Annotated in this window: 19 protein-coding genes; 5 read left to right on the top strand and 14 right to left on the bottom strand. The window is 41.6% G+C overall.

The features are described from left to right. The first annotated feature begins 1 nt into the window (after nucleotide 1). The gene (locus tag V7S74_RS03760) at nucleotides 2-1,249 is read left to right on the top strand and encodes a glutamate-5-semialdehyde dehydrogenase (protein WP_406777428.1); all 1,248 of its coding nucleotides are present in this window, start codon (nucleotides 2-4) and stop codon (nucleotides 1,247-1,249) included. Here the strand turns inward: V7S74_RS03760 and V7S74_RS03755 are convergent. From V7S74_RS03755 to nusB, 6 genes are read right to left on the bottom strand one after another with little or no spacing between them, the layout of a single operon-like run. Next, entirely contained in the window at nucleotides 1,246-3,024 is a 1,779-nt protein-coding gene (locus tag V7S74_RS03755; protein ID WP_406777427.1) for a DNA polymerase III subunit gamma/tau, read from the bottom strand. The genes V7S74_RS03760 and V7S74_RS03755 overlap by 4 nt on opposite strands. 39 nt (nucleotides 3,025-3,063) lie before the next feature. Further along, complete coding sequence (coaE, locus tag V7S74_RS03750; RefSeq protein ID WP_406777426.1) at nucleotides 3,064-4,479, bottom strand: dephospho-CoA kinase; 1,416 nt, start codon at nucleotides 4,477-4,479, stop codon at nucleotides 3,064-3,066. A 5-nt stretch (nucleotides 4,480-4,484) separates the two neighbouring features. Beyond that, entirely contained in the window at nucleotides 4,485-4,784 is a 300-nt protein-coding gene (yajC, locus tag V7S74_RS03745; protein WP_406777425.1) for a preprotein translocase subunit YajC, read from the bottom strand. A gap of 4 nt (nucleotides 4,785-4,788) precedes the next feature. Beyond that, a complete protein-coding gene (locus V7S74_RS03740; protein WP_406777424.1) occupies nucleotides 4,789-5,229 on the bottom strand; it encodes a DUF1573 domain-containing protein in 441 nt (146 codons plus the stop codon). A 1-nt stretch (nucleotide 5,230) separates the two neighbouring features. Further along, nucleotides 5,231-5,527 carry a YtxH domain-containing protein gene (locus V7S74_RS03735; protein WP_406777423.1) on the bottom strand — a complete coding sequence of 99 codons (297 nt, stop codon included), beginning with the start codon at nucleotides 5,525-5,527 and terminating at the stop codon, nucleotides 5,231-5,233. A 1-nt stretch (nucleotide 5,528) separates the two neighbouring features. Further along, complete coding sequence (nusB, locus tag V7S74_RS03730) at nucleotides 5,529-6,692, bottom strand: transcription antitermination factor NusB (RefSeq protein WP_406777422.1); 1,164 nt, start codon at nucleotides 6,690-6,692, stop codon at nucleotides 5,529-5,531. Between the two features lie 87 nt (nucleotides 6,693-6,779). On the opposite strand from nusB, the gene V7S74_RS03725 reads away from it, so the two are divergent. Continuing rightward, the gene (locus V7S74_RS03725) at nucleotides 6,780-8,582 is read left to right on the top strand and encodes an ABC transporter ATP-binding protein (protein WP_406777421.1); all 1,803 of its coding nucleotides are present in this window, start codon (nucleotides 6,780-6,782) and stop codon (nucleotides 8,580-8,582) included. Here the strand turns inward: V7S74_RS03725 and V7S74_RS03720 are convergent. Further along, complete coding sequence (locus V7S74_RS03720; RefSeq protein WP_406777420.1) at nucleotides 8,553-9,860, bottom strand: TolC family protein; 1,308 nt, start codon at nucleotides 9,858-9,860, stop codon at nucleotides 8,553-8,555. The two genes, V7S74_RS03725 and V7S74_RS03720, sit on opposite strands and share 30 nt — an antisense overlap. Nucleotides 9,861-9,977: 117 nt before the next feature. On the opposite strand from V7S74_RS03720, the gene V7S74_RS03715 reads away from it, so the two are divergent. The 3 genes from V7S74_RS03715 to V7S74_RS03705 all read left to right on the top strand — a co-directional run bounded on the left by V7S74_RS03715 (nucleotide 9,978) and on the right by V7S74_RS03705 (nucleotide 12,763). Then, nucleotides 9,978-10,790 (top strand): MOSC domain-containing protein, encoded by an 813-nt coding sequence (locus tag V7S74_RS03715; protein WP_406777419.1) that lies wholly within the window; start codon nucleotides 9,978-9,980, stop codon nucleotides 10,788-10,790. A 217-nt stretch (nucleotides 10,791-11,007) separates the two neighbouring features. Next, a complete protein-coding gene (locus tag V7S74_RS03710) occupies nucleotides 11,008-11,520 on the top strand; it encodes a hypothetical protein (protein ID WP_406777418.1) in 513 nt (170 codons plus the stop codon). Beyond that, nucleotides 11,501-12,763, top strand: coding sequence for an MFS transporter (locus tag V7S74_RS03705; RefSeq protein WP_406777417.1), 1,263 nt, complete (start codon nucleotides 11,501-11,503; stop codon nucleotides 12,761-12,763). Before V7S74_RS03710 ends, V7S74_RS03705 begins: the two co-directional genes overlap by 20 nt. Here V7S74_RS03705 and V7S74_RS03700 read toward each other — a convergent pair. From V7S74_RS03700 to V7S74_RS03670, 7 genes are all read right to left on the bottom strand, one after another. After that, complete coding sequence (locus V7S74_RS03700) at nucleotides 12,760-13,266, bottom strand: hypothetical protein (RefSeq protein ID WP_406777416.1); 507 nt, start codon at nucleotides 13,264-13,266, stop codon at nucleotides 12,760-12,762. The two genes, V7S74_RS03705 and V7S74_RS03700, sit on opposite strands and share 4 nt — an antisense overlap. Before the next feature lie 11 nt (nucleotides 13,267-13,277). Beyond that, the gene (locus V7S74_RS03695; RefSeq protein ID WP_406777415.1) at nucleotides 13,278-13,571 is read right to left on the bottom strand and encodes an autorepressor SdpR family transcription factor; all 294 of its coding nucleotides are present in this window, start codon (nucleotides 13,569-13,571) and stop codon (nucleotides 13,278-13,280) included. 53 nt (nucleotides 13,572-13,624) lie between these two features. After that, entirely contained in the window at nucleotides 13,625-14,518 is an 894-nt protein-coding gene (locus V7S74_RS03690) for a hydroxypyruvate isomerase family protein (protein ID WP_406777414.1), read from the bottom strand. A gap of 1 nt (nucleotide 14,519) precedes the next feature. Next, the gene (locus V7S74_RS03685) at nucleotides 14,520-17,516 is read right to left on the bottom strand and encodes a PVC-type heme-binding CxxCH protein (RefSeq protein ID WP_406777413.1); all 2,997 of its coding nucleotides are present in this window, start codon (nucleotides 17,514-17,516) and stop codon (nucleotides 14,520-14,522) included. Nucleotides 17,517-17,520: 4 nt separating this feature from the next. Then, nucleotides 17,521-18,276, bottom strand: coding sequence for an NIPSNAP family protein (locus tag V7S74_RS03680; RefSeq protein ID WP_406777412.1), 756 nt, complete (start codon nucleotides 18,274-18,276; stop codon nucleotides 17,521-17,523). A gap of 24 nt (nucleotides 18,277-18,300) precedes the next feature. Continuing rightward, nucleotides 18,301-18,873 (bottom strand): hypothetical protein, encoded by a 573-nt coding sequence (locus V7S74_RS03675; protein ID WP_406777411.1) that lies wholly within the window; start codon nucleotides 18,871-18,873, stop codon nucleotides 18,301-18,303. A gap of 63 nt (nucleotides 18,874-18,936) precedes the next feature. Continuing rightward, a complete protein-coding gene (locus tag V7S74_RS03670) occupies nucleotides 18,937-20,100 on the bottom strand; it encodes a PepSY-like domain-containing protein (protein WP_406777410.1) in 1,164 nt (387 codons plus the stop codon). Between the last annotated feature and the right edge of the window lie 368 nt (nucleotides 20,101-20,468).

Raw genomic sequence — 20,468 nt, 5'->3', positions numbered from 1 at the left:
TATGTCTACGATTATTGCTCAATTTCAACGTACCCGTTCAGCTGCGGCCTCTTTAGCGATGGCAAGTGGGGAGACTAGAAATGCGATTCTTCGTCATATGGCCCTATTAATTCAGGAAAAGTCGGTTAACATTTTGCAGGAAAATCAAAAGGACTTAGATCAAATGTCCGTAGATCATCCCATGCGTGATCGTCTAAAATTAACACCAGAAAGATTAGTCGATTTAGCGGAAAGTGTGATTTCAGTGACCCAATTGGCAGATCCTGCAGGCCATGTTTTATCACAAAAAACGCTTCCTAATGGATTGGAATTAACAAAAATAACGGTGCCCTTAGGAGTGGTGGGCGTTATTTTTGAATCTAGACCCAATGTGACCATTGACGTAGCTGCGCTATGTATTCGTTCTGGGAATGCCGCGGTTTTACGAGGTGGTTCAGATGCCTTTCATACGAATACCATCTTAGTGGATATCGTTCATCAAGCCTTAACGCAGCAAGGGATCTCAACCGATGTAGTCTACTTGATGCCGACAGACCGTGAGTTAGTCTCTACTTTATTAACGGCGGTTAAATACATTGATGTACTTATTCCTCGCGGCTCAGAAGCCTTGATTCAGCGCGTGAGAAAGGAATCCTTAGTTCCCACCATAGAAACGGGGGCAGGGGTTTGTCATACCTATGTGGCCGAATCTGCAGATTTGAAGATGGCGGTGGAGGTAGTGGTGAATGCCAAAGTCTCTCGTCCATCTGTCTGTAATTCCTTGGATACCATTGTATTACACCGTTCCATTGCATCGGAATTCTTAGCTCAAGTGAGGGAGCCGTTTACAGCACACGCGGTTAAAGTATATGCGGACGAATCCTCCTATACGATTTTGGAATCACTAGGATACCCTTTACTCGAGAAGGCAATAGAAGCTGATTTTGGTCGCGAATTCTTAGATTTTGCCTGCTCCATAAAGGTTGTAGATGATTTCTCTGAAGCGCTCGCCCATATTGCTACTTATTCTTCGCGACATTCCGAAGCAATTATCACATCGGATGAATCGGAAGCTAACTATTTCCTTTCGGCTGTAGATGCTGCGGCAGTGTATTGGAACGCGTCTACCCGATTTACGGATGGTGGACAATTTGGTCTTGGAGCTGAAATCGGTATTTCTACCCAAAAATTGCACGCCCGCGGGCCTTTTGCATTGGAGAAATTAGTGACAGAAAAATGGATAGGAAAAGGTCAGGGACAAATCCGTTAAAATTCGTGATCTAAGCCCATTCTCTGCTTCATTTCCACTAAAATAGGGTGCTTTTGGGATAAGAATTCGTATTTATCCGATTGTGTGTAAATCAGCTTTTTATCAGACACGTCACCTTCAATGAGATCTAAGCTCAAATCAATCGAGTCATTTTTCAATTTCTCTCTTAATTGAGTCAATAATTCCAGTTTCAAGGAGTCATTAAATTGTTGAATCTGTACTTCGCCTTCCACCTTCATGTGAATCACTGAATCGACTAGACTAATCTCTCGATTCATCATCACATACTTGTTGATGAAATTGCCCTGCTTAAATCCTTGAGCGATTTGAGTCCAAACAAAATTTAGCTCCTCAAAAGTAAAAGGCTCATTCTGTGCCTTTCCTTGAACACTAGCCTCATCCGTACTTTCTGATTGATTCGCACTGACCACTTTCTTCGCACTACGTAATCCATGGCTGGTAGGTCTAGGAGCTGGGATTTCGGGAGTCACCGCAATAGGTGCAGGTGCAATAGGAGCTGCCGGTGTAGGAGCAACCACTGCCTCTATTGGTGCTGGAGCTTCGAAGGTCGGAGCAGTGGTTGTAGTTGCCACGGAAACCGCAGCCGGAGCTATCGGTTTACTCTCAGACTTTTTTCCGGCGCCACCCTCCACCGCAGGTTGTGCTGCAGGCTGGTAGACCGACGGCAAATAATTAATCTTAAGTAAGGTAAGCTCTACGTGAAGACGGGCATTTTTCGCTGCTTTGTAATGAATCTCGCATTGAGAACAAAGATTCATGGCTGAAAGTAGGAAGGAAGCAGACGTCTTAGCGCATTGAGCCTGGAATTTTGCCCGATTTTCCTCGCTTAACTCCATGAGGGCAAGCGTCTTCGGATCTTTGGCAAATAATAAATTACGAAAATGCTCAGAAAGTCCCGCGATGAATTGCTGTCCATCGAAACCTTTGCGCATAATCTCGTCTAATAAAACAAGAGCGTCCGTATGTTGCTGGTTAACAAAGAAATCTGTTAACTTAAAATAATAGTCACTATCTAAAATGTGCAGGTTCTCCAATACATCCGCATGTTTTAGCGAATTGTCTGTCGAGAAGGTAACATTTAAGTCAAACATAGACAAGGCGTCACGAAGACCCCCATCTGCCTTAATGGAAATCAATTCCAAGGCAGCAGGCTCTGCATTAATACCCTCTTTGCTGGCGATAGACGCCAGGTGAGAAGCCATGTCTTTCCACTGGATGCGGTTGAAATCAAAGATTTGGCAACGAGATAAAATCGTAGGCAAAATCTTATGCTTTTCCGTCGTCGCTAAAATAAAAATAGCATAAGAAGGGGGTTCTTCTAAGGTTTTTAAAAAGGCGTTAAAGGCAGCAGCCGATAACATGTGAACCTCATCGATGATGTAGATCTTGTATTTTCCGTTTTGAGGAGGATAGCGAACTTGATCAATCAGGTTACGAATATCTTCAACAGAGTTATTCGAAGCGGCATCTAGCTCGTGAATCGTTAATGAGGTATTTTCTTGAAATGAATGACAAGACGAACATTTTCCGCAGGCTTCACCGTCCGCTCCTAGATCTTGGCAATTAATCGTCTTCGCAAGAATACGCGCACAAGTCGTTTTTCCCACACCTCTCGGACCACAAAACAAAAAAGCTTGTGCTAGATGATTCGATTTAATCGCATTCTTGAGGGTGGTGGTAATATGACTTTGGCCTACCACAGAATCAAATAGGGTAGGGCGGTATTTACGCGCTGAAACGATGAAATTTTCCATAATCAAATTTACCTTTTTAAGCCTTAATTCCCAAATGCCTTACGGTATTCTAATCACCGCGCTCACCGGGAAATGATCTGTCGGATATTTGTTTTCCCAAGTCTCGCTGTGTGTCGTATGTTGCAATACAACAGGCCCATTTTTTACAAATAGATAGTCAATGTGTTTGCCTTCCTGTTCCTTCGTGAAGCCATTAAATGAGCTGTATGGTCCATAGTGACCATTTTGGCTAATCTTTTCTGTATCAATCACTCGGGCTGGATTTTTGGGGTCTACTAGAATTTGAATCGGTTCGTCGTCAGGTGTGGCATTGAAGTCCCCTGTTAAGATGACTGGAGATTTACCTGCGATTTCGGTTATCTTTCTCAAAACAAGCTTTGCACTTTCTCTACGTGCCACTTTGCCTAAATGATCGAAATGGGTATTAAATACGAAGAATTTCTTCCCCGTTTTTATTTCTTGAAATTGGCCCCAGGTCACAACACGGCGACAAGCCGCATCCCAGCCAAAGCCTACTTTGTCGCAGGAATCGGAAAGCCAAAATGTACTTTCTTTGATCAACTTAAACTTGGATTTGCGGTACATCAAAGCAGAGAATTCTCCTTCTGCTTTGCCATCATCGCGACCTTTGCCGAACCAGCCAAAACCAGGTAATTCTTTTTCTAAATCCGTTATTTGATGTAAAAATGCCTCTTGTAATCCAATGATGTCTGCCTGGTGGTAACGGATAAGTTCGCCACAGTGTTTGCTCCGGTATTTCCATTGGTTTAGGCCATCAGATTTCGTATCAAGGCGGACATTGAAGGTCATCGCTTTAATTTGTGCGGATGCAGATTGGCCCACTAATAGCAATAGAAAGCAAGTAAAGGCTTTTAAAATCTGTATCACCTGTGGGAAAACTTGATTATTTTTCCCGTTTTGAATGACGAAATCAGCGCCCCATAAATAGTTTTTGGGCTTCGGTTGCAGGTCAATTATTTGCATCGTTTCCATATAACTCATGTTACTTCTTTTTTGAATGTTTTGAATACGTTCACTCAAAGGAGCATCCACCGTGATGATTTGTGAAATAGGCTCGGGTTTCTTTTGCGGTGTGATGAGGGCCGATTCGTACAAGCAGAAGGGGGCATCTGGTGTAGCCGCGAACCATTCCGTTGCTTTTTGTCGAACCGCTGGATGAATGATGGCATTTAGGTGGGCCACATCGCCTGGGTATTTTTGGAGTAAGCCCTTCATCCAAGCACGATTATAGCTTCCATCCGGAAGGTAGGCTTTAGGCCCAAACTCCGCAATAATCGCTTCTTTTACAGCCGTATCTTGTTCACAAATTTCACGAGCTGCTTTGTCAGCCTCGAAAACAGGGATGCCTAAACACGAAAAAATCCGGCAAATAGTTGATTTGCCGGATCCGATTCCGCCTGTAATTCCGATGAATGGTTTCAGGCCTGTAGTCATATCGATTACTCTTCTAAACGAGACGATGCATCTTTCGAGATCGCTGTTTTTTCAAATACCATGCGAACACCTTTGCTCGAATCTACTTCTACAACGATGGTTTTTTCGCGAATCGTTACCACTGTGCCGTGTGCACCACCGATAGTAACAACTTTATCCCCTGTCTTTAATTCTTCAATGAATTTTTTCGCTTCTTTCGCTTTTTGTTGCTGTGGACGAATCATGAAGAAATAAAATACCACGAAAATTCCTCCAAAAAGGATGATTTGCATGTAGGCAGGACTCTGAGCTTGTAATAATAACATGTTTTTATTTTTTAGGTAAGACTTCTACTTTAAATGCCATTCTGTTCTCCGCTGGAAGCGTATTACAGTAGGCGGTAATGGACTTTTGCAATTTTCCTTCTTTCCCTTTTGAATCAAATTTCACGCGAATGAAACCTTTTTTCCCAGGTTGAATAATCTCTGTCGTCCATTTTGGTGTTGTGCACCCGCAGGAGGCATTTACAGAGATAATTTTCAAAGGCAAATTGCCGGTATTCTTAAAATTGAAGGTGTGAAAAACACTATCTCCTTCGGTGATTCTGCCTAGTGAAACGTAGGGTTTATCTACTTTCAGAATGGGCTGTTTTTCTGCACTTGGTTTTAATGCGGCTGGAATGGCATTTTCCGTCGCATTATTCGCCTCTTTTTGCTGATTCGTGCAGGAGAGCATCCCACCTAAACAGAATAAAAGGAGAGTCTTGCGCATTTTATTTAGCCTTGATTTGGGTCATCATTTTTTCCACGTCCTCAAGCAATTTTTCTGCCTTGATTTTCGCGTCTTGCACCACTTTTTTACCTTCTGATTTTGCGGTAGTTTCGATCACCTCTTTACCATCCACGATATCATTAATCAATTGCTTCAATTGATCACGGTATTTATTTAATTGATAATACAATTTGTTACGTGTATTTTCCCCTTTATCTGGAGCGTATAAAATACCGACAACCGCACCTGCAGCAGCACCTACTACGAAGGCCCAAAAAGATCTAGATGATTTGCTCATTTTATTTGTTAGCTATGTCGATTAATCCTCGACCTGATTTATTAATCACTTTTTCGTGAACTAGGCGGTTCGAAACCACGTCTAATATACCGTTGATAAACTGGCCAGACTTCGGTGTCGAATAGTTTTTAGCTAGTTCGATGTACTCGTTGATACTTACTTTCACTGGGATGCTCGAGAATTTTACCATCTCTGCAAGCGCCATTTTTAGGATAATAAAATCCGCAACCGCTAAGCGATCTGACTCCCAGTTTTTCGTTTGGTCACCGATCCAAGCACTTAATTGCTTGTCTTCTGTAACGCTGTAATCGAATAATTCTTCAAAGAATAATTTATCGTCCTCCCATTGGATCGCGAGTGGTTGTAAACTTAAGTCTTCCAAAGCCTCTATTTTAAAGGTTTTAGTCGCTAAACTTTTCACCACATCCTTATTCAAAGACCAATTTAAATCTTTTTCCTCAAAATACTCCGTCATCGACTCGTGTTTTAAAAGGAAATTTTTCAGCACATATTTGACGAATTCTAAATCATCTTCGAACTTTTTACCTGCTGCAGGAAGGTAAGTTAAAAAGGTTTCATCGGTCAAGATGTTCTCGATAAATAATTTCTTGATTAAATTTTCTTCATCCTCCGACCAGCCGATGTGATTTTTCTCGAAGGCACGTTGTAGATCTCCCCATTTGGACAAAATATACAAGACCTTGTTCTTCGCAAGTAAGGATGTCTTCGTGTTATTCTCCAAAAGTCGTCTATTTTCATCCCAAAGGGCAATTATAGGCAACTGCTGTAAGTAATAAAGGATTTTTAAATACTGCTTATTAATCGCTTCAACCTCTACCACCATGTCTTGCTTCAGGCGTTTCGCGATTTGTTTCACGTTCGCTTGGTACAATTTATAGACAGATTGAGCCGCTTCTTGCGCTTCTGCGGGAATGCTTTCTTCGGAAGTGATTTCTTGGAAATACTCTTTTAATTGAATCTCGGCTAGTTGTCTCAGGCCCTCTAAACGAGGCATTTGGTCCTCTTTTGAGACCATAAGGGATAAATCAGGCTGAAAAATGGTCGCTAAACCATCAAAAGCTAATTGATATTGGGCACGTTCTTGGGTGTAAAAAGCATACAATTGTTGAAATGCTTTGACCCGTAGTAATCTCCTGTTAACCATCCGAAAAAAAAGAGCGTCTTGTTTGAATTCCAAAATTAAGAATTTTAATTGAGAAAGGTCCTATCTTTGTGGGCAATTAATCAATATATGGGCGCGCTAAGTCATATCAATCAGTATTTCTGGAAATATAAGTCGCTACTCATTTTGGGGATTTTGTTTACCCTACTATCGAATTTCTTCGGTGTTTTTCCTGCTCAATTAGTGCGATATGCACTCGATTTAGTGACTGAAACCATCGCCATTTATTTTCTTTTCAGTCAGTTTACTTTACAAAAGGCCTTCTACGAAATTTTTGGTTTTACCCTGTTTTTTTATGGTGGCTTGATCATTTTGATGGCCATTTTGAAAGGTGTTTTCCTGTTTTTAGTTCGTCAAACACTGATTGTGATGTCCCGTCACATCGAATTCGAATTAAAAAATGAGATTTATACGCAGTACCAAAAACTGCCTTTGTCCTTCTACAGACAACAAAATACGGGAGATTTAATGGCTCGTATCTCCGAAGACGTGGGAAAAGTGCGGATGTATGTAGGTCCCAGCATCATGTATGGCCTTAATTTGATCACGGTATTTATCTTGGTGATTTATTCCATGTGGCAGGTGAATCAAAAATTGATGTGGTACGTTTTGATGCCTTTGCCCATTTTGTCATTGAGTATCTATTATGTGAATTCGGTCATCATCCGAAAGTCTGAGGAAATTCAAGGTGCTCTATCTCAAATTTCCACCTTTGCACAAGAAGCGTTTTCAGGAATTCGGGTGTTGAAGTCCTTTGTCAGAGAGCGAAAATCAGTGAATTCATTTGCCGAAGCCTCGAATGCCTACCGCTCTAAATCGCTTGGTTTAGTGAAAGTGGATTCGTTGTTTACCCCTTTGATTGCTTTGCTTGTAGGATTTTCCACCATTCTTGTCGTTTATATTGGTTCTCAAGAGGTGATTGCCGGTCGGATGACGGTGGGCAATATCACCGAGTTCATCATGTATGTGTTCATGTTGACTTGGCCGGTGACGGCTTTGGGCTGGACTAGTTCTCAGATACAAAGAGCTGCCGCTTCTCAGAAGCGGATTAATGAGTTTCTAGAAGCAAAATCAGAGTTAACGCCTGGGAAGCAGATACGCCAAGATATTGTGGGGAATTGGGAATTTAAGGACGTAAGCTTTGTTTATCCAGGTTCTGATCGCCCGGTTTTAGAGAAGATTAATTTGACCATTAAAGCTGGAGAATCCGTGACTCTTTTAGGCCAAACCGGTTCCGGTAAATCTACTGTGGCCCTTTTAATGGCTCGTTTTTATGACCCAAGTTCCGGGGAGATTTTACTCGATGGGATCCCGTTAAAAGATTGGGATATCGCCTGGGTGAGGTCTTTTGTAGGTTTTGTTCCGCAGGATGTCTTTTTGTTTTCAACAAGTATCTCGGATAATATTCGTTTTGGAAATGATCAGCTAGATCAAGAAGCCATTGAAACGGCAGCGAAGCAGGCAGATGTGTATGCTAATATTATGGAGTTTCCAGATGGTTTCGAGACTATCTTAGGAGAACGCGGAATTACGCTTTCTGGTGGCCAAAAACAACGGGTGTCCATTGCTCGTGCTTTGGCAAAAAATCCGAAGATGCTCATCTTGGATGATTGTCTTTCTGCGGTAGACACGCACACGGAACATACTATTCTGGAGAATTTAAAGCAAGTGACGAAAGGGAAATCTTCTCTGATTATTTCTCACCGTGTTTCCTCCGCTCGATTAGCGAATCGAATCTTTGTTTTAGCGGAAGGTAGAATCGTCGAAAGCGGAACGCATGACGAATTAATGAAAGACCAAACGCTTTATTTTGAGCTTTACCAGCAACAGTTGAACGAGGAGTTACAACAAGTTTCCACTCAATCGAATTAATTCAATTTCAGCCGATTTAGCTGCAAATTTTGCCTCAATCAATCGCGTCTCTGCTGCTACCGCATTTCGTTGTACCTCACGTAATTCATAGGAAGTGGCAATACCCACTTTAAAGCGATCGAAAGCGATGTCAATGTTTTGTTTCGCAATCGCATAGTTTTCCGTCTCTAACTGAATCAAATTCAAAGAGTTCTCGTAGGTCACATAGGTTCTTTCTAAGGCTGATAACAAGGCATTCTTTAAATCCTCAATTTGCATAGAAGCAATCTCTGCATTGATTTTCGCGTTTTGAATTCTACGTTTCTGATTATATCCATCAAAAATATTGATAGTTGCACGTAAGCCATAGTTGAAAACATCACTACTACCTTTCTCCACGCCAAAACCTGCCCCATTCGCCACACTATTTAAGTTGTAACCAGCTACTAGATCGATTTGTGGTTTCTGCTGACTCTGAATATTTTTCGTCTCTAAATCGCTAATTTTTTTCGATAAAATAGCCCCGATTAGCGCTGGATTTTGAGATAAGGCACTCATTTTTAATTCGCTAAGCGTCAACTTAGGTAACAAGTCAATGGTATTGTTGATGCTAAAGTCAGCTTTGTACTCTTTTATGAGTAAAGTGTTGAAACCAATCTTTGTATTGGTGAAAGCTTGCTCTTGGGCGATTAATAAGGCTTTATCTTCATTGTAATCTACTTGTGCGGAGTAATAATCCACCTTCGATCCTTGTCCCACCTCGTAGCGATCTTTGGCTAATTTTAAGCGGTCGTTGGAAATTTCTAGCCCTTTTTTGAAGTTGTTTACGCGAAGACTTTGGCGTATAATATCATAATAAGTGCTTGAAATTAAGGCGATTAGGTTCTCAATGTTACTCTCAGTTTGCTTCGCACCTAAGTTTTGTAATTCCTTAAATCGATCACGCAGGATAAACATCCCTTTTCCATCATACAGCGTCCAAGCCATCGCCACACCCGCATTCCCCGAGTTTGAATTAACACCAGACTGTACTAATGGGGGACGTAAGCCTCCAAAAAATGACTGATTCAATCCTGAAACCGTATAGTTTTTATTAGCTGATCCAGTAATTGTAGGTAAAAAACCCGCATTACCTAGACTATTCTCATTTGCTGCAATTCGCTCTCTTTGTCTCGAAATTTGAATCGAATATTGCTTCGTGATACCTTGTTGGATCGCTTCTTCTAAGGTCAATGTTTGTTGCGCTTGCGCTAGGGCAGGGCACAATAAAGCGATAAAATAAAGGCGGATATGTTTCATAGATGTAGGTTGCGTATTTACAAGGTAACAAACTTAGGAAAATCTGTGCACATTAGGAAGACGAAAGCCTATAAGTACCCATAAGGCATTTTTCACAGAAAAGAGTACTTTTGTCTCATGATTTCGCATCTCTACATTTATCCCATTAAATCATTAGGAGCCATCTCTTTGCAAAAAGTAGTAATGGAAAAAGAAGGCCTACGGGGTGATCGTCGATTTATGTTGGTAGATGCGCAGGGCAAATTTATCACCCAACGAACCAGACCAGAATTAACGCGTTTTGTGCTATCTGAAACAGTGGGGGGCTTTTTAGTAAAGGACGTCGTTTCAGGATTAGCGAAGGAATTACCTTGGTTTCCTGTGTTAGGGTCTCACCTGCAGGTGGAGATTTGGGAGGATCATTTACCTGCGCGGGAAGTGCTGGACGGTTGGTCTGATTGGTTTTCCAAAGCGCTTGCTGAATCGGTGAGCTTAGTTCAACTTACTGAGGATAGTCCCCGGGAGATGAAGGCGAAATACCAAACTGATTTAGCTAAAAATACCTCCTTTGCTGATTCCTTGCCACTTTTAGTAGTAGGTTCAGCTTCGTATCAAGCCTTAGAAGATCGGATGGAGCAAGAAGTAGATCGTTTGCGTTTCCGACCTAACATCATTGTCTCCTCTGAAACGCCATTTATCGAAGATTCTTGGGCCGAAATTCAGGTAGGGGAGCTTCGTCTATCGGGTGCCAAGCCTTGTGCTAGATGCCCCTTAGTGAATGTGGATCCCTATTCTGGAGAATCAGATAAAAAGACATTAAAGACGCTGGCTTCGTTTCGAACCTTGAATAACAAGGTCTATTTTGGTCAACAATTTGTTCCGATTTCGCTAGGAGAAATCCAGGTGGGTGACGAGGTTCAGGTAATCCGGACGCAAGATGCGGTTTATTAAGTTTTCTTCTCTTGAAGTCGTCATTGGGGCATGTTTATACCAAATTTTTCTTTCAGCATTCTATTTACATGTCTTTCCATCCCTTCAAGAGGGGGTAATTTTAGCCTTAGTGGTTTGGTTTTTTTATCTATTAGACCGGCAAGTGGATAATCATTATCTCCCTTCAAAGGATCGAAGACATCAATTTCACCTAGAGCACAAGCGAGTAATACGATTTTTGTTGGTCGGGATTTTAGTAGCGATTTTAGGTTTATTGCCCTTTGTTAGCTCTGCGGTTTTACGGGCAGGAGTGATGCTTGCCATGGCTGTCGTTTTGTATGGGTATTTCACACACAAAGGCTGGCTTCAGCACGAAAAAGAATTGTGTACAGCTGTTTTATATGCTGCAGGTGTGGGTTTAGTGGTATGGGTTCGAGAGCCCCGCGCTTTATTCGGGGTGCTTGCTTTAGCTGCATTGGCGTATCAAAATCTCTGTTATTTCGCGCTTTTAGAGGGTCATAGTGCATTTTATACGTCGCGTTTACGAAAGTCTGAGTGGGTGATTATGGGCCTCCTAAGTGGAATGTATGCGAGTGGGCAGGATCTTTTCCTGGTATTACCTTTTTTGGTTACATTTGGGATAACGTTCCTTTTGTCTCGAATGTCGCTGTCTGAAGATCGGCGAATTTGGGCTGAGCTGGCGTTTTGGAGTCCACTTATTTATCTACTACATGGGATTTTTTCAACATAAAGACGCGTACAAAGCTTTGCAATTTCCGGAATTTAGGGCATATGTCACTGGAAATACCCTTTTTACGATAGCCTTGTTGATTCAAGAAGTCGTACTTGCCTATGAGATTTATAAGATTACGCACAATCCGCTTGCTTTAGGCTTGATTGGATTGGCTGAGGCTGTTCCTTTTATTTCTTTGGTGTTGTTTGGAGGGCATTTTGCGGATAACCGAGATAAGAAAAAAATCATGCAAGTGACGCTATCCTTGATCATTGCGTCCTCCGTATTCCTCTTGTACTCGAGCACGCAACTGCAATCAGCGGATCAAGATTTCCATATCTATTCGATCTACGCGGTCATTTTTATTATCGGACTTTCCAAAGGTTTTTTCAGCCCCGCCGCTTCCTCTCTCAATCCCTTTTTAGTGCCTAAAGAGGTGTTTGCGAATGCAGCTACCTGGAATAGTTCGTTCTGGCAGTTAGGATCCATTTTAGGTCCGGGGGTGGCTGGATTTTTATACGCCTATGCTGGATTATCGGGTTCTTTGATGACGGTAATCGCCTTATTACTGGGTGTTATGATTTGTATTTTCCAAATAGAAAACCGGCCTGTACCTGTGAAAACTGTGCAGCACGAATCGATTTGGCATAGTTTGCGCGAAGGGATTGCCTATGTTTTTAAGACGAAGATCATCCTGTATTCGATTTCCTTGGATTTGTTTTCGGTGTTGTTTGGTGGTGTAATCGCCATTTTGCCCATTTTCGCTGAAGATATTTTGAAGGTAGGAGCAGAGGGATTGGGCATTTTGCGTGCGGCGCCATCGGTAGGAGCGGTGGTGACGATGGTCACTTTGGTTTACTTTCCCCCCTTAAAACACGCTTGGAGAAACCTCATTTTAGCTATTGCGGGATTTGGTGTGGCGACTTTGATTTTCGGAGTTTCGACTAATTTTTGGATTTCTGTGGTCGCCTTATTTTTCACAGGGGCCTTTGATTCAATCTCCGTAGTTATCCGCCAAACCGTGCTTCGTTTCTACACGCCCGACGAAATGAGAGGCCGTGTATCCTCCGTGAACGGTGTATTCGTGAGTACTTCGAATGAAATGGGTGCTTTCGAATCAGGTGTGGCCGCTAAATTTTTCGGAACAGTGCCCTCTGTATTACTCGGAGCAGGCGTGACCTTAGTATTAGTGAGCTTAGTTGCCTTGACCTCCAAAGAATTATTCGATTTAAAAGTCGATCAAAAAATAGCCGAAGATTAAGCGTTCTCCTCTGCCAATTTCGCTTTCTTCTTAGCGATTAGTTCTGGCCATCCTTTCAATATATCTGTGATGATTTTTTTGGATTCCTGTGCCCATTGTATACTTTGAATCGCCTGCACATTGCTAGCGTTTTCCCCTAATAAACAAGGCAATATCTTAACGTGGTGATCAAGCATCTTCTTTTCAGAAATGATGACCGTGGCATCACAAGATAGGTGGTGTATAATTCCGTCTGCCGTTTGCCCTTCTGAAACGTAAAAGTGGTCTAATTGATCTAATTTAATTGTTTTTTCATCAATAAGATCAGTTCCCTGAAAGTGCAAAAGGGTGATAAAATCATCCCCTACAGCCACATAGGATACCCGATTCTTACCTGATTTTTCTGCGAAATAATCCCCAATAGACTGAAAGAAATTACGTTTACTTAATGTTGTAATTCCTAATCCTTTTGTATTCAAAGGTAGGTGTGATTGGATAAATTGAAATGAGCTGGGCAGTTGCATAATAAAACAGATTAAATTTCGATTCTAATTTTAGGCTTAGGGAATTCAAAATATTTAGAAAAGGATTGAAACCAGGTATGAATTACCTCGAATCCCGATTTATCCAACTTGTATTCTATAAATTGGCCTTTTTTCTCCGCTTGGATCAGTTTTGCCTGCTTGAGCAAATCCAAATGATGCGAAATACTAGGCTTGCTCATCTCAAATTGATCAGCAATTTTACCTGCATTCTGCGGGCCATTGACTAGAAATTGCAAGATCTCTCTCCGGGTAGGGTCGTTGATTGCTTTGAATTTTGCGTCCATCTTAATTAGATAATTAAGCGAATGTCTAAATTATTTTTTGAATTAACAAGAAATTAGACATCTGATTTGCGGTAAGCCTCTATCAAAGCTAATTCTCCTTCCTTCCCAGGCTTCGAATTCCCATGTTCCATGCCTAGAACGCCGTAATATCCTTTTTGTTTTAGATGCCTGAAAATGTTTTGGTAATTGACCTCACCCGTAGTCGGTTCTTTACGGCCTGGATTGTCTCCGATTTGGAGGTAGCCAATTTCGTTCCAGCATTTGTCCATGTTCGCAATTAAGTTCCCTTCATTTCGCTGCATATGGTACATGTCGAAAAGAATCTTGCAGGAAGGAGAGTCTACTGCACGGCAAATGCTGTAGGTTTGGTCGGAATAGCGTAAAAATAGATCTGAGTTGTCGCTCAAAGGCTCTAATACCATGGTCAGTCCTGCGGGTTCCAGTATTTCAACGGCTCTTTTTAAGTTATCTATCACGTGACCTGTTTGAATTCCCATAGGTAGTTCACGTGTGAAATTCCCAGGAACAACGGTTGCCCATTTGGCATTGACCCTTTTCGAGGTTTCCACAGCTTTTCGGCAGGAGGCTAGGAATGCATCTGTCCATTCCTTTTTACCCGTTGTCATAGTTTGCTTGTCAAAAAATCCATCGAATTTGATAACGAAAACTCCCATTTTCATGTTCAGTTTCGCTAGTTTCTCCCCGATTTTTTCTTGCAAGGCAACAGGTCTCTCCATCAATTCATTATCCTCTAAAGCAGTAAACCCTTGATCATACATAAATTGTAATTGATCTAGTTCGTTAGGCCCAGCGTGATTTTTAAACATCCCAAAATGGGGTGCGTAATGTAAATCAAAAGGTTTTTCTCTAGCAAGACTCGATGCCTTACTGAATGTGGGTAACAGTAAACTAGCACCTAAGAGCGAAGCAAAATCTCTGCGATTCATCTTATTTCTTCTTTAAAGTGGATAAATAATCCATCAAATCAACTAATTCTTTTGTACTCATTCCATCTGCTAAACCCTCTGGCATTAATGACTCAGGCATTTGCTTGTAGGATTTTAATGTGGATGTTTTGAAGCTCTTCACGATACCACCGGGGATACGAAGGACGATATCCGTTTCATTTTTCGAAACGACTATCCCTTGGTAGGTATCTCCACTTTTTGTTTTTACTTCGAAGGTCTCATAGCCAAAACCAATACCTGCATTCGGATAAAAGATAGACGTATACATACCCTCTTTTGAGAGTTTAGAGCCAATTTCTGACAGTTTTGGACCGAAATCTATTCCTTCCTTATCAACCAAGTGGCACATCGCGCAGGAATTAGTAAAGACTATTTTGCCTTTCACCGCATCCCCTGACATTTTAACTAATTCGGCTAAGGCAGGGTGTGCCTTTTTGGTTTCAGTTTGATGTTTGTCTAAATAACTATTTGCCTTCATGCGAATGGACTTTCTCCAGGCTTTTTGTAAGCTCTCTACCACTAAGGGTACGTAGGATACGGCAATTTTCTTCTTTTCTAATAGGTCCAATACGAATTCTTCCGTAGGATAGGCATTGCCTATGACGCGTGCGGCCTGCATTTGAACTGTTTTACTGCAGGCTGGTGTAGTCATTGCATCAAATAATAATTGAGCTGACTCCGTTTTTCCTTGGTAACGCAGGGATTCAATGAAAGCTAATTGCTCTGTTTCTTTTCCTGCAAAGAATTTCGCACGAATTAATTCCGCACCGCCTGGAAGGTTATACAATACTTGGCAGGCTTTAGATGATTCTGTTTTAGCTAGAATCATCCCTAAAACACGGGAGCTTTCTTCTTTTAATTGGTAATAATCGACAAGTTCAAGGTAAGCTTTGCCATCGATTTGTTTTAGTAAAGTAGAAAGCATGGCCTTAGCCTCTGGATGTGCTGCAATATAAGCTGGTTTAATATGGCGAATCGCTTCCAGCTGTGCAGTTAGGTCATTCGCAAATTTCCCTGAAATGAGGCCGATGATGGCTTCTGATTTCTGTTCCCCAGGCATGAAATCCAAAGCTCTGAAATAAGCTAGTGACTTCGTACTCCCAATCAATTCGATTAAGGCTGGTAATGCTTTTTCCGTTCTTGCTCTCCACACAATATCAGCATAACCCTTCGAATTTTCAGGTTTTAATGCAGCATAGGCCATAAAACGTTCATCCCAATTTCCATCCGCCCCAATACCCAGTGCTTCCAAATACCAGCGATCTGTTCCGCCATGGCGCATAGCTAAAGATGCCCAAATTTGATTGACAGCCTCTCCTGAAAGATGGCGTAAGGCAATCGCTGATTCACGTCTCACCGAGGCGTGTTGATCTCTCGCTGCTTTCGCCGCTAGGGCAGACCATTCAGCGAAAGGCTTTTGCTTTGCCGCTCGAATCGCCATCATTTTTAAATTAGGGTTCGCCTGTTCGAAGGCTTTGGAGATAAACTCATTCGAACGAGGTCCTTGATTTAATAGCCAAAAAGCTCTTGCTCGGAAGCGAGGATTTTCATTCGTGTTAAAAGCAGTCTCCAAAACAGATTCTGCTTTTGCACCCATTTTTTTCAAAGCCTGAAAAGCGAGGAAACGAATTTCTATGTTCGGGTTCTGTAGCGCTTGAAAGGCCGATTCTGGTGTGCTGAGATCGAATGTTGTTTTCTTGTAGGCATGACTTTTAGGTGCGATGCGGTAAATGCGGCCTTTGGCCTGATCACCTGCTTGGTGTCCTCCTACGCCTGGATCATACCAATCTGCTACAAATAAAGACCCATCCGGAGCTGCTGCGACATCGGCAGGTCTAAACCATTGATCACGGGAAGTAATCAAGTTATTGATGCGAGCTTCATATCCAGCTCCCCAAGGCGTAGTCGCATACGAACGCACCACATTGGGACCCGCATCGGTATGAATCATTTGGTTTTGGAACTTAGAAGGCAATAAATTCCCCTCATAGATAATCATTCCGGTAGGTGATCCTGCACCCGTTTGCAATAAATTAGGTACGACGCCTGGGTCATTTAAGTGCCAGTGACGCAAGGGAATCTCTTTTTCGATATTCGTACGGTTCACTGACCATCCTTCTCCAGTCATTTCATCCACATATCCGTAGTTTCCATGCTCGAAAACGGCGTTAATTCGAACTCCTTTGTTGCCGTCGTCATCATTGTCTGATTGCCAAAGTCCTCCATACGAATCCACCGCCACTTCATAATTATTTCTAAAGTTGTGACCTAAAACTTCCACCTGACTTCCATCTAGATTACAGCGAAATACCATCCCTTGGCGGTATTTTTTAGGTCCGATTGGGTCTCCATCTTGGTCTAAAACGGGATTGCCTTTGGCATCTAACAACTGCTTCCCTTCATTTCCAATGTTGAAATACAATTTCCCGTCAGGCCCAAACGTAAAGGCATGCGCCCCATGATCATGCTGATCGCCTCCAATGCCAGAGAACATCACTTCCTTGCGATCCGCTTTCCCATCTCGGTTATCATCAAACATGCGCCAGATATACGGACTTTGGGAAACAATGACCATCGAATCTAACACCGCGATGCCTAAGGGAGAATTGAGCTCTGGAGACTGGTAGAACACCTTTCTCGAATCCGCTTGTCCATTTCCATCTGTATCTTCTAAGATGACAATTCGATCCCCCTGAGGATTTGTTGGATTTCCATTGATGCCTGGACGGTAATTATAGGCTTCTAATACCCAAACTCGTCCTTTCGAATCGACATCGATGTTCGTAGGATTGATCAGCATAGGCTCCGAAGCAAAGGGTTTGACCTCTAAGCCTTCAGGTACCTGAAGTTCGGAAACTTTCACTTGAACAGAATCAGACGTTATTTTTTTCGGCTGAATCACAGCTGGGATGCCTAAGCTAACAAGGCTAATCATCCCACCTAGGAATAGGAGCGGTGTATTTTTAGCGAATTTCATAGTTTTAACGAATGGTAGAAAAGCTAGTGGGAGTCATGAAAATGGACTCGATTTTTTCGATAATCTTGCCATCTTTCTCTGAATCAGAAGAAACTTGTTTCCATTTTGGATCATTCACAAAGGCCGCCCAATTCGTCTTGGCAGCTTCCTCCGATGGATGTGCTACTAGATAAACCAATTTACTTTGAACCGTAGGATCCTTTTCGATGGTGGTGAAATAGGCGATATTTTTGATATCATGCGACTTAAAGATCTTCATGGTATGATCTCTGAATCGAGACAAAATCGCCGGATTTCTTCCCGGCAATTGGGTATAGGTACGTAATTCGAAAACTTGATCTACCGCACCTCCCGAAGGTTTAATTTTAGGGCTGAAATCAGTTGCATTCATGAAAATACTCGTCACTTTAGCAACGATTTTTCCGGTTTCCTCCGATTTCTTAGCAACTGTTTTCCATTCTGGATCACTGCTGAAGTGTTTCCAAGAAGAATCACGTTCTGCCTTAGAAGGGTAGGCTAAAATATAGTAGAGGGCATTCTCTGTATTGTTTGTTGGAATCCAATACCCCACATTCGTCATTCCGTGTTTCTCGAAAATCTTCGTGGTGTGATTCGTAAATCGTTGGATTAAGGCGTCTAATCTGCCTGGATGGCAATAATAGATGCGCATTTCGAAGTAGCGATTATCTGTTTTTTTTGCCTGTATAGCAAACGAAAATAGACCTGCACAAAGCAAGGTCAATAGGAATATTTTTTTCATGGTTTTAAATAGGTTTGTACGAATTTACGGATTTAATCTTCTTTTCATCAATTTGTCCAGCATAAAAAAGAGCATTTCAGGTTTCAGCGTTCTCCAGTTTGGAATTTGGAGATTCCCACCAAAATTCAGGTAATAATCCACCTTGTATTTTGTCCATTCCTGCTCCACAAAAGGCGCAAAATGCATCGCAGCAATCCACCCATCTTCCACATCCTCAAACCATTCTGCATAATAGTCATCCTCCCAAGCCCCGTGAAAATTAAGTACATTTTCTCCGATCAGAATAAAATGTTTAATCCCCTCATCCACTAAATGGTCCACCACCATTCTTTTCAGGTGCATAATGTCATTATGCAGCGTATCATTCCACTCCCCAAATAATTCGATAATCGTGTATTTCGCCGCATAATCCGTATAAAGAATCTTACAAAAGAGTGTTTCAGAGCCTATATCGTCCCATAAGGGATGGATATAATAGCCATAAATATCATTTTCGTACGTGGTTTCTGAATAATGTCTACCAAAAAAAGGGGACTTTTTATCGCGTGCCGCGACATAAATGGATTCCCACTGAAACGAGGGCTCAATGTTTTGCATACCCTAATTACACAAAAAAGGCTTGCAATCGCAAGCCTTTTTAATCAAGTATATAGCTAAATTTTAAAGGACAACGGCCTTTTCAAATTTGCCATCACCATCGAATTCAAGTAAATACTTTTTTGTAGCCACTTCAATCACGACATGGTAATCTTTTACAACAGAGTCAACCGCTGCACTTGCTGCTTTTACCAAGGCCCATCCTGCATAATTTGTATCTAAATAGGTTTTGATGGCAACAGGTAGAGTAGATGCTGTTAAATTCGTAATAGTTACATTAGGAGGTGTATGGCCACCTTTTGTTGGTTGATTTTTTAGTAGTTGGAAATTAGCATCCAAATGAAATTCTTTTTTGGCTGTTCCAATAGTTACGCCAATATGGTATTCAACGATAACTGAATCCTTTTTGATCGCAACGGCATAATCTACAGTAAATCCTGCTGCGTTTGTATTCAAAAAGCTAGTTAATCCAGCCGGTAAAGTTGTTAGGTCAATTTTAGTGAAATTAGCTCCTTTTTGGCTTACCTCTTTTGATTTTAGGACCGTTCCATTCGCGTCTAGATCTAAACTTAACAGAACGCCAGCCTTGTCTACGTGAATATGGTAAACAGCTACCCCATTTTGATCTTTAGTTAAAATAGCTCGTTTGAAAGTCATCCCATTCAATGCCGCCTGAACCGGAGCAGGAAGATCAGCTAAGGCAATCTCAGTGGCAGCAGGAGCAGGGCCTTTTTTACCTGGTTTTCCTTGTAATCCAGTTACTTGATTCAAGAAAGCACCTGTTTCATCGAAGAAAATGGAATAATGCTCTTTATTGAAGATAAGCTCAACCCGAAAACCTAATTTATCTCCTTTAGTTTTTTTCAAAGCGTGCTCAAAGGTAGCTCCTGGGAAATTTGAATCAATGTAGGTAATCACAGCAGCTGGTAAATCAGCTTTAGCAATTTTTACGGCCACTTCCTTCACGATGCCTTTATTTGAAACAACAACTTGTGCTTCAGTGACAGGAGTGGTTACATTAGCAACATAAATCGAATTCGTCTGCAGAGAGGTATAATCAACTGCGGTCATTTTCGGGTAAACGGTAGCTACTGCTTGAGTGACTAATACGGGAACCTCTTGAGGTGCAAGAGTTGATGCATTTTGTGGATCTACGTTTTGATCCTTGGTGCAGGCATTTAATGCCAAAACAGATACGAAGGCGATTAATGAAATTTTTGTTTTCATGATTTAAAAGATTTGATTCGGTTATCAAACGGTAATTCTGTCGCAATTATATAATTCGATCATTTAAAAAAGAAATGTCGGTGCAACCAATCGACGAACGGGCGCATCTAGTCTACAAAATTATCAGTTAGCTGATAAATTATAGTACCTTGTATTGCAAAGTACCTTTTGTTTTTTATCTTTGCATTACAATCAACAGCTCAACTATGAAACAGCGGTTTGTTATCTTACTACTAATCCTCTTTTGCAGCTTCCAGGCCTTATCTTTAGGCTTTCCTCATCGTTTACACCCGGCTAAGTTATTTAAAAAGACAATCCAGGTTTTTGTGAAAAACGTAAAGAAATAATGTTTAATTTTGGTCAAAAGA

The sequence above is a fragment of the Aquirufa novilacunae genome (assembly GCF_045310505.1).
GTDB lineage: Bacteria > Bacteroidota > Bacteroidia > Cytophagales > Spirosomataceae > Aquirufa > Aquirufa novilacunae.
Note: the sequence above shows the minus strand (reverse complement) of the source record. Positions and strands in the feature narration are given on the sequence as shown.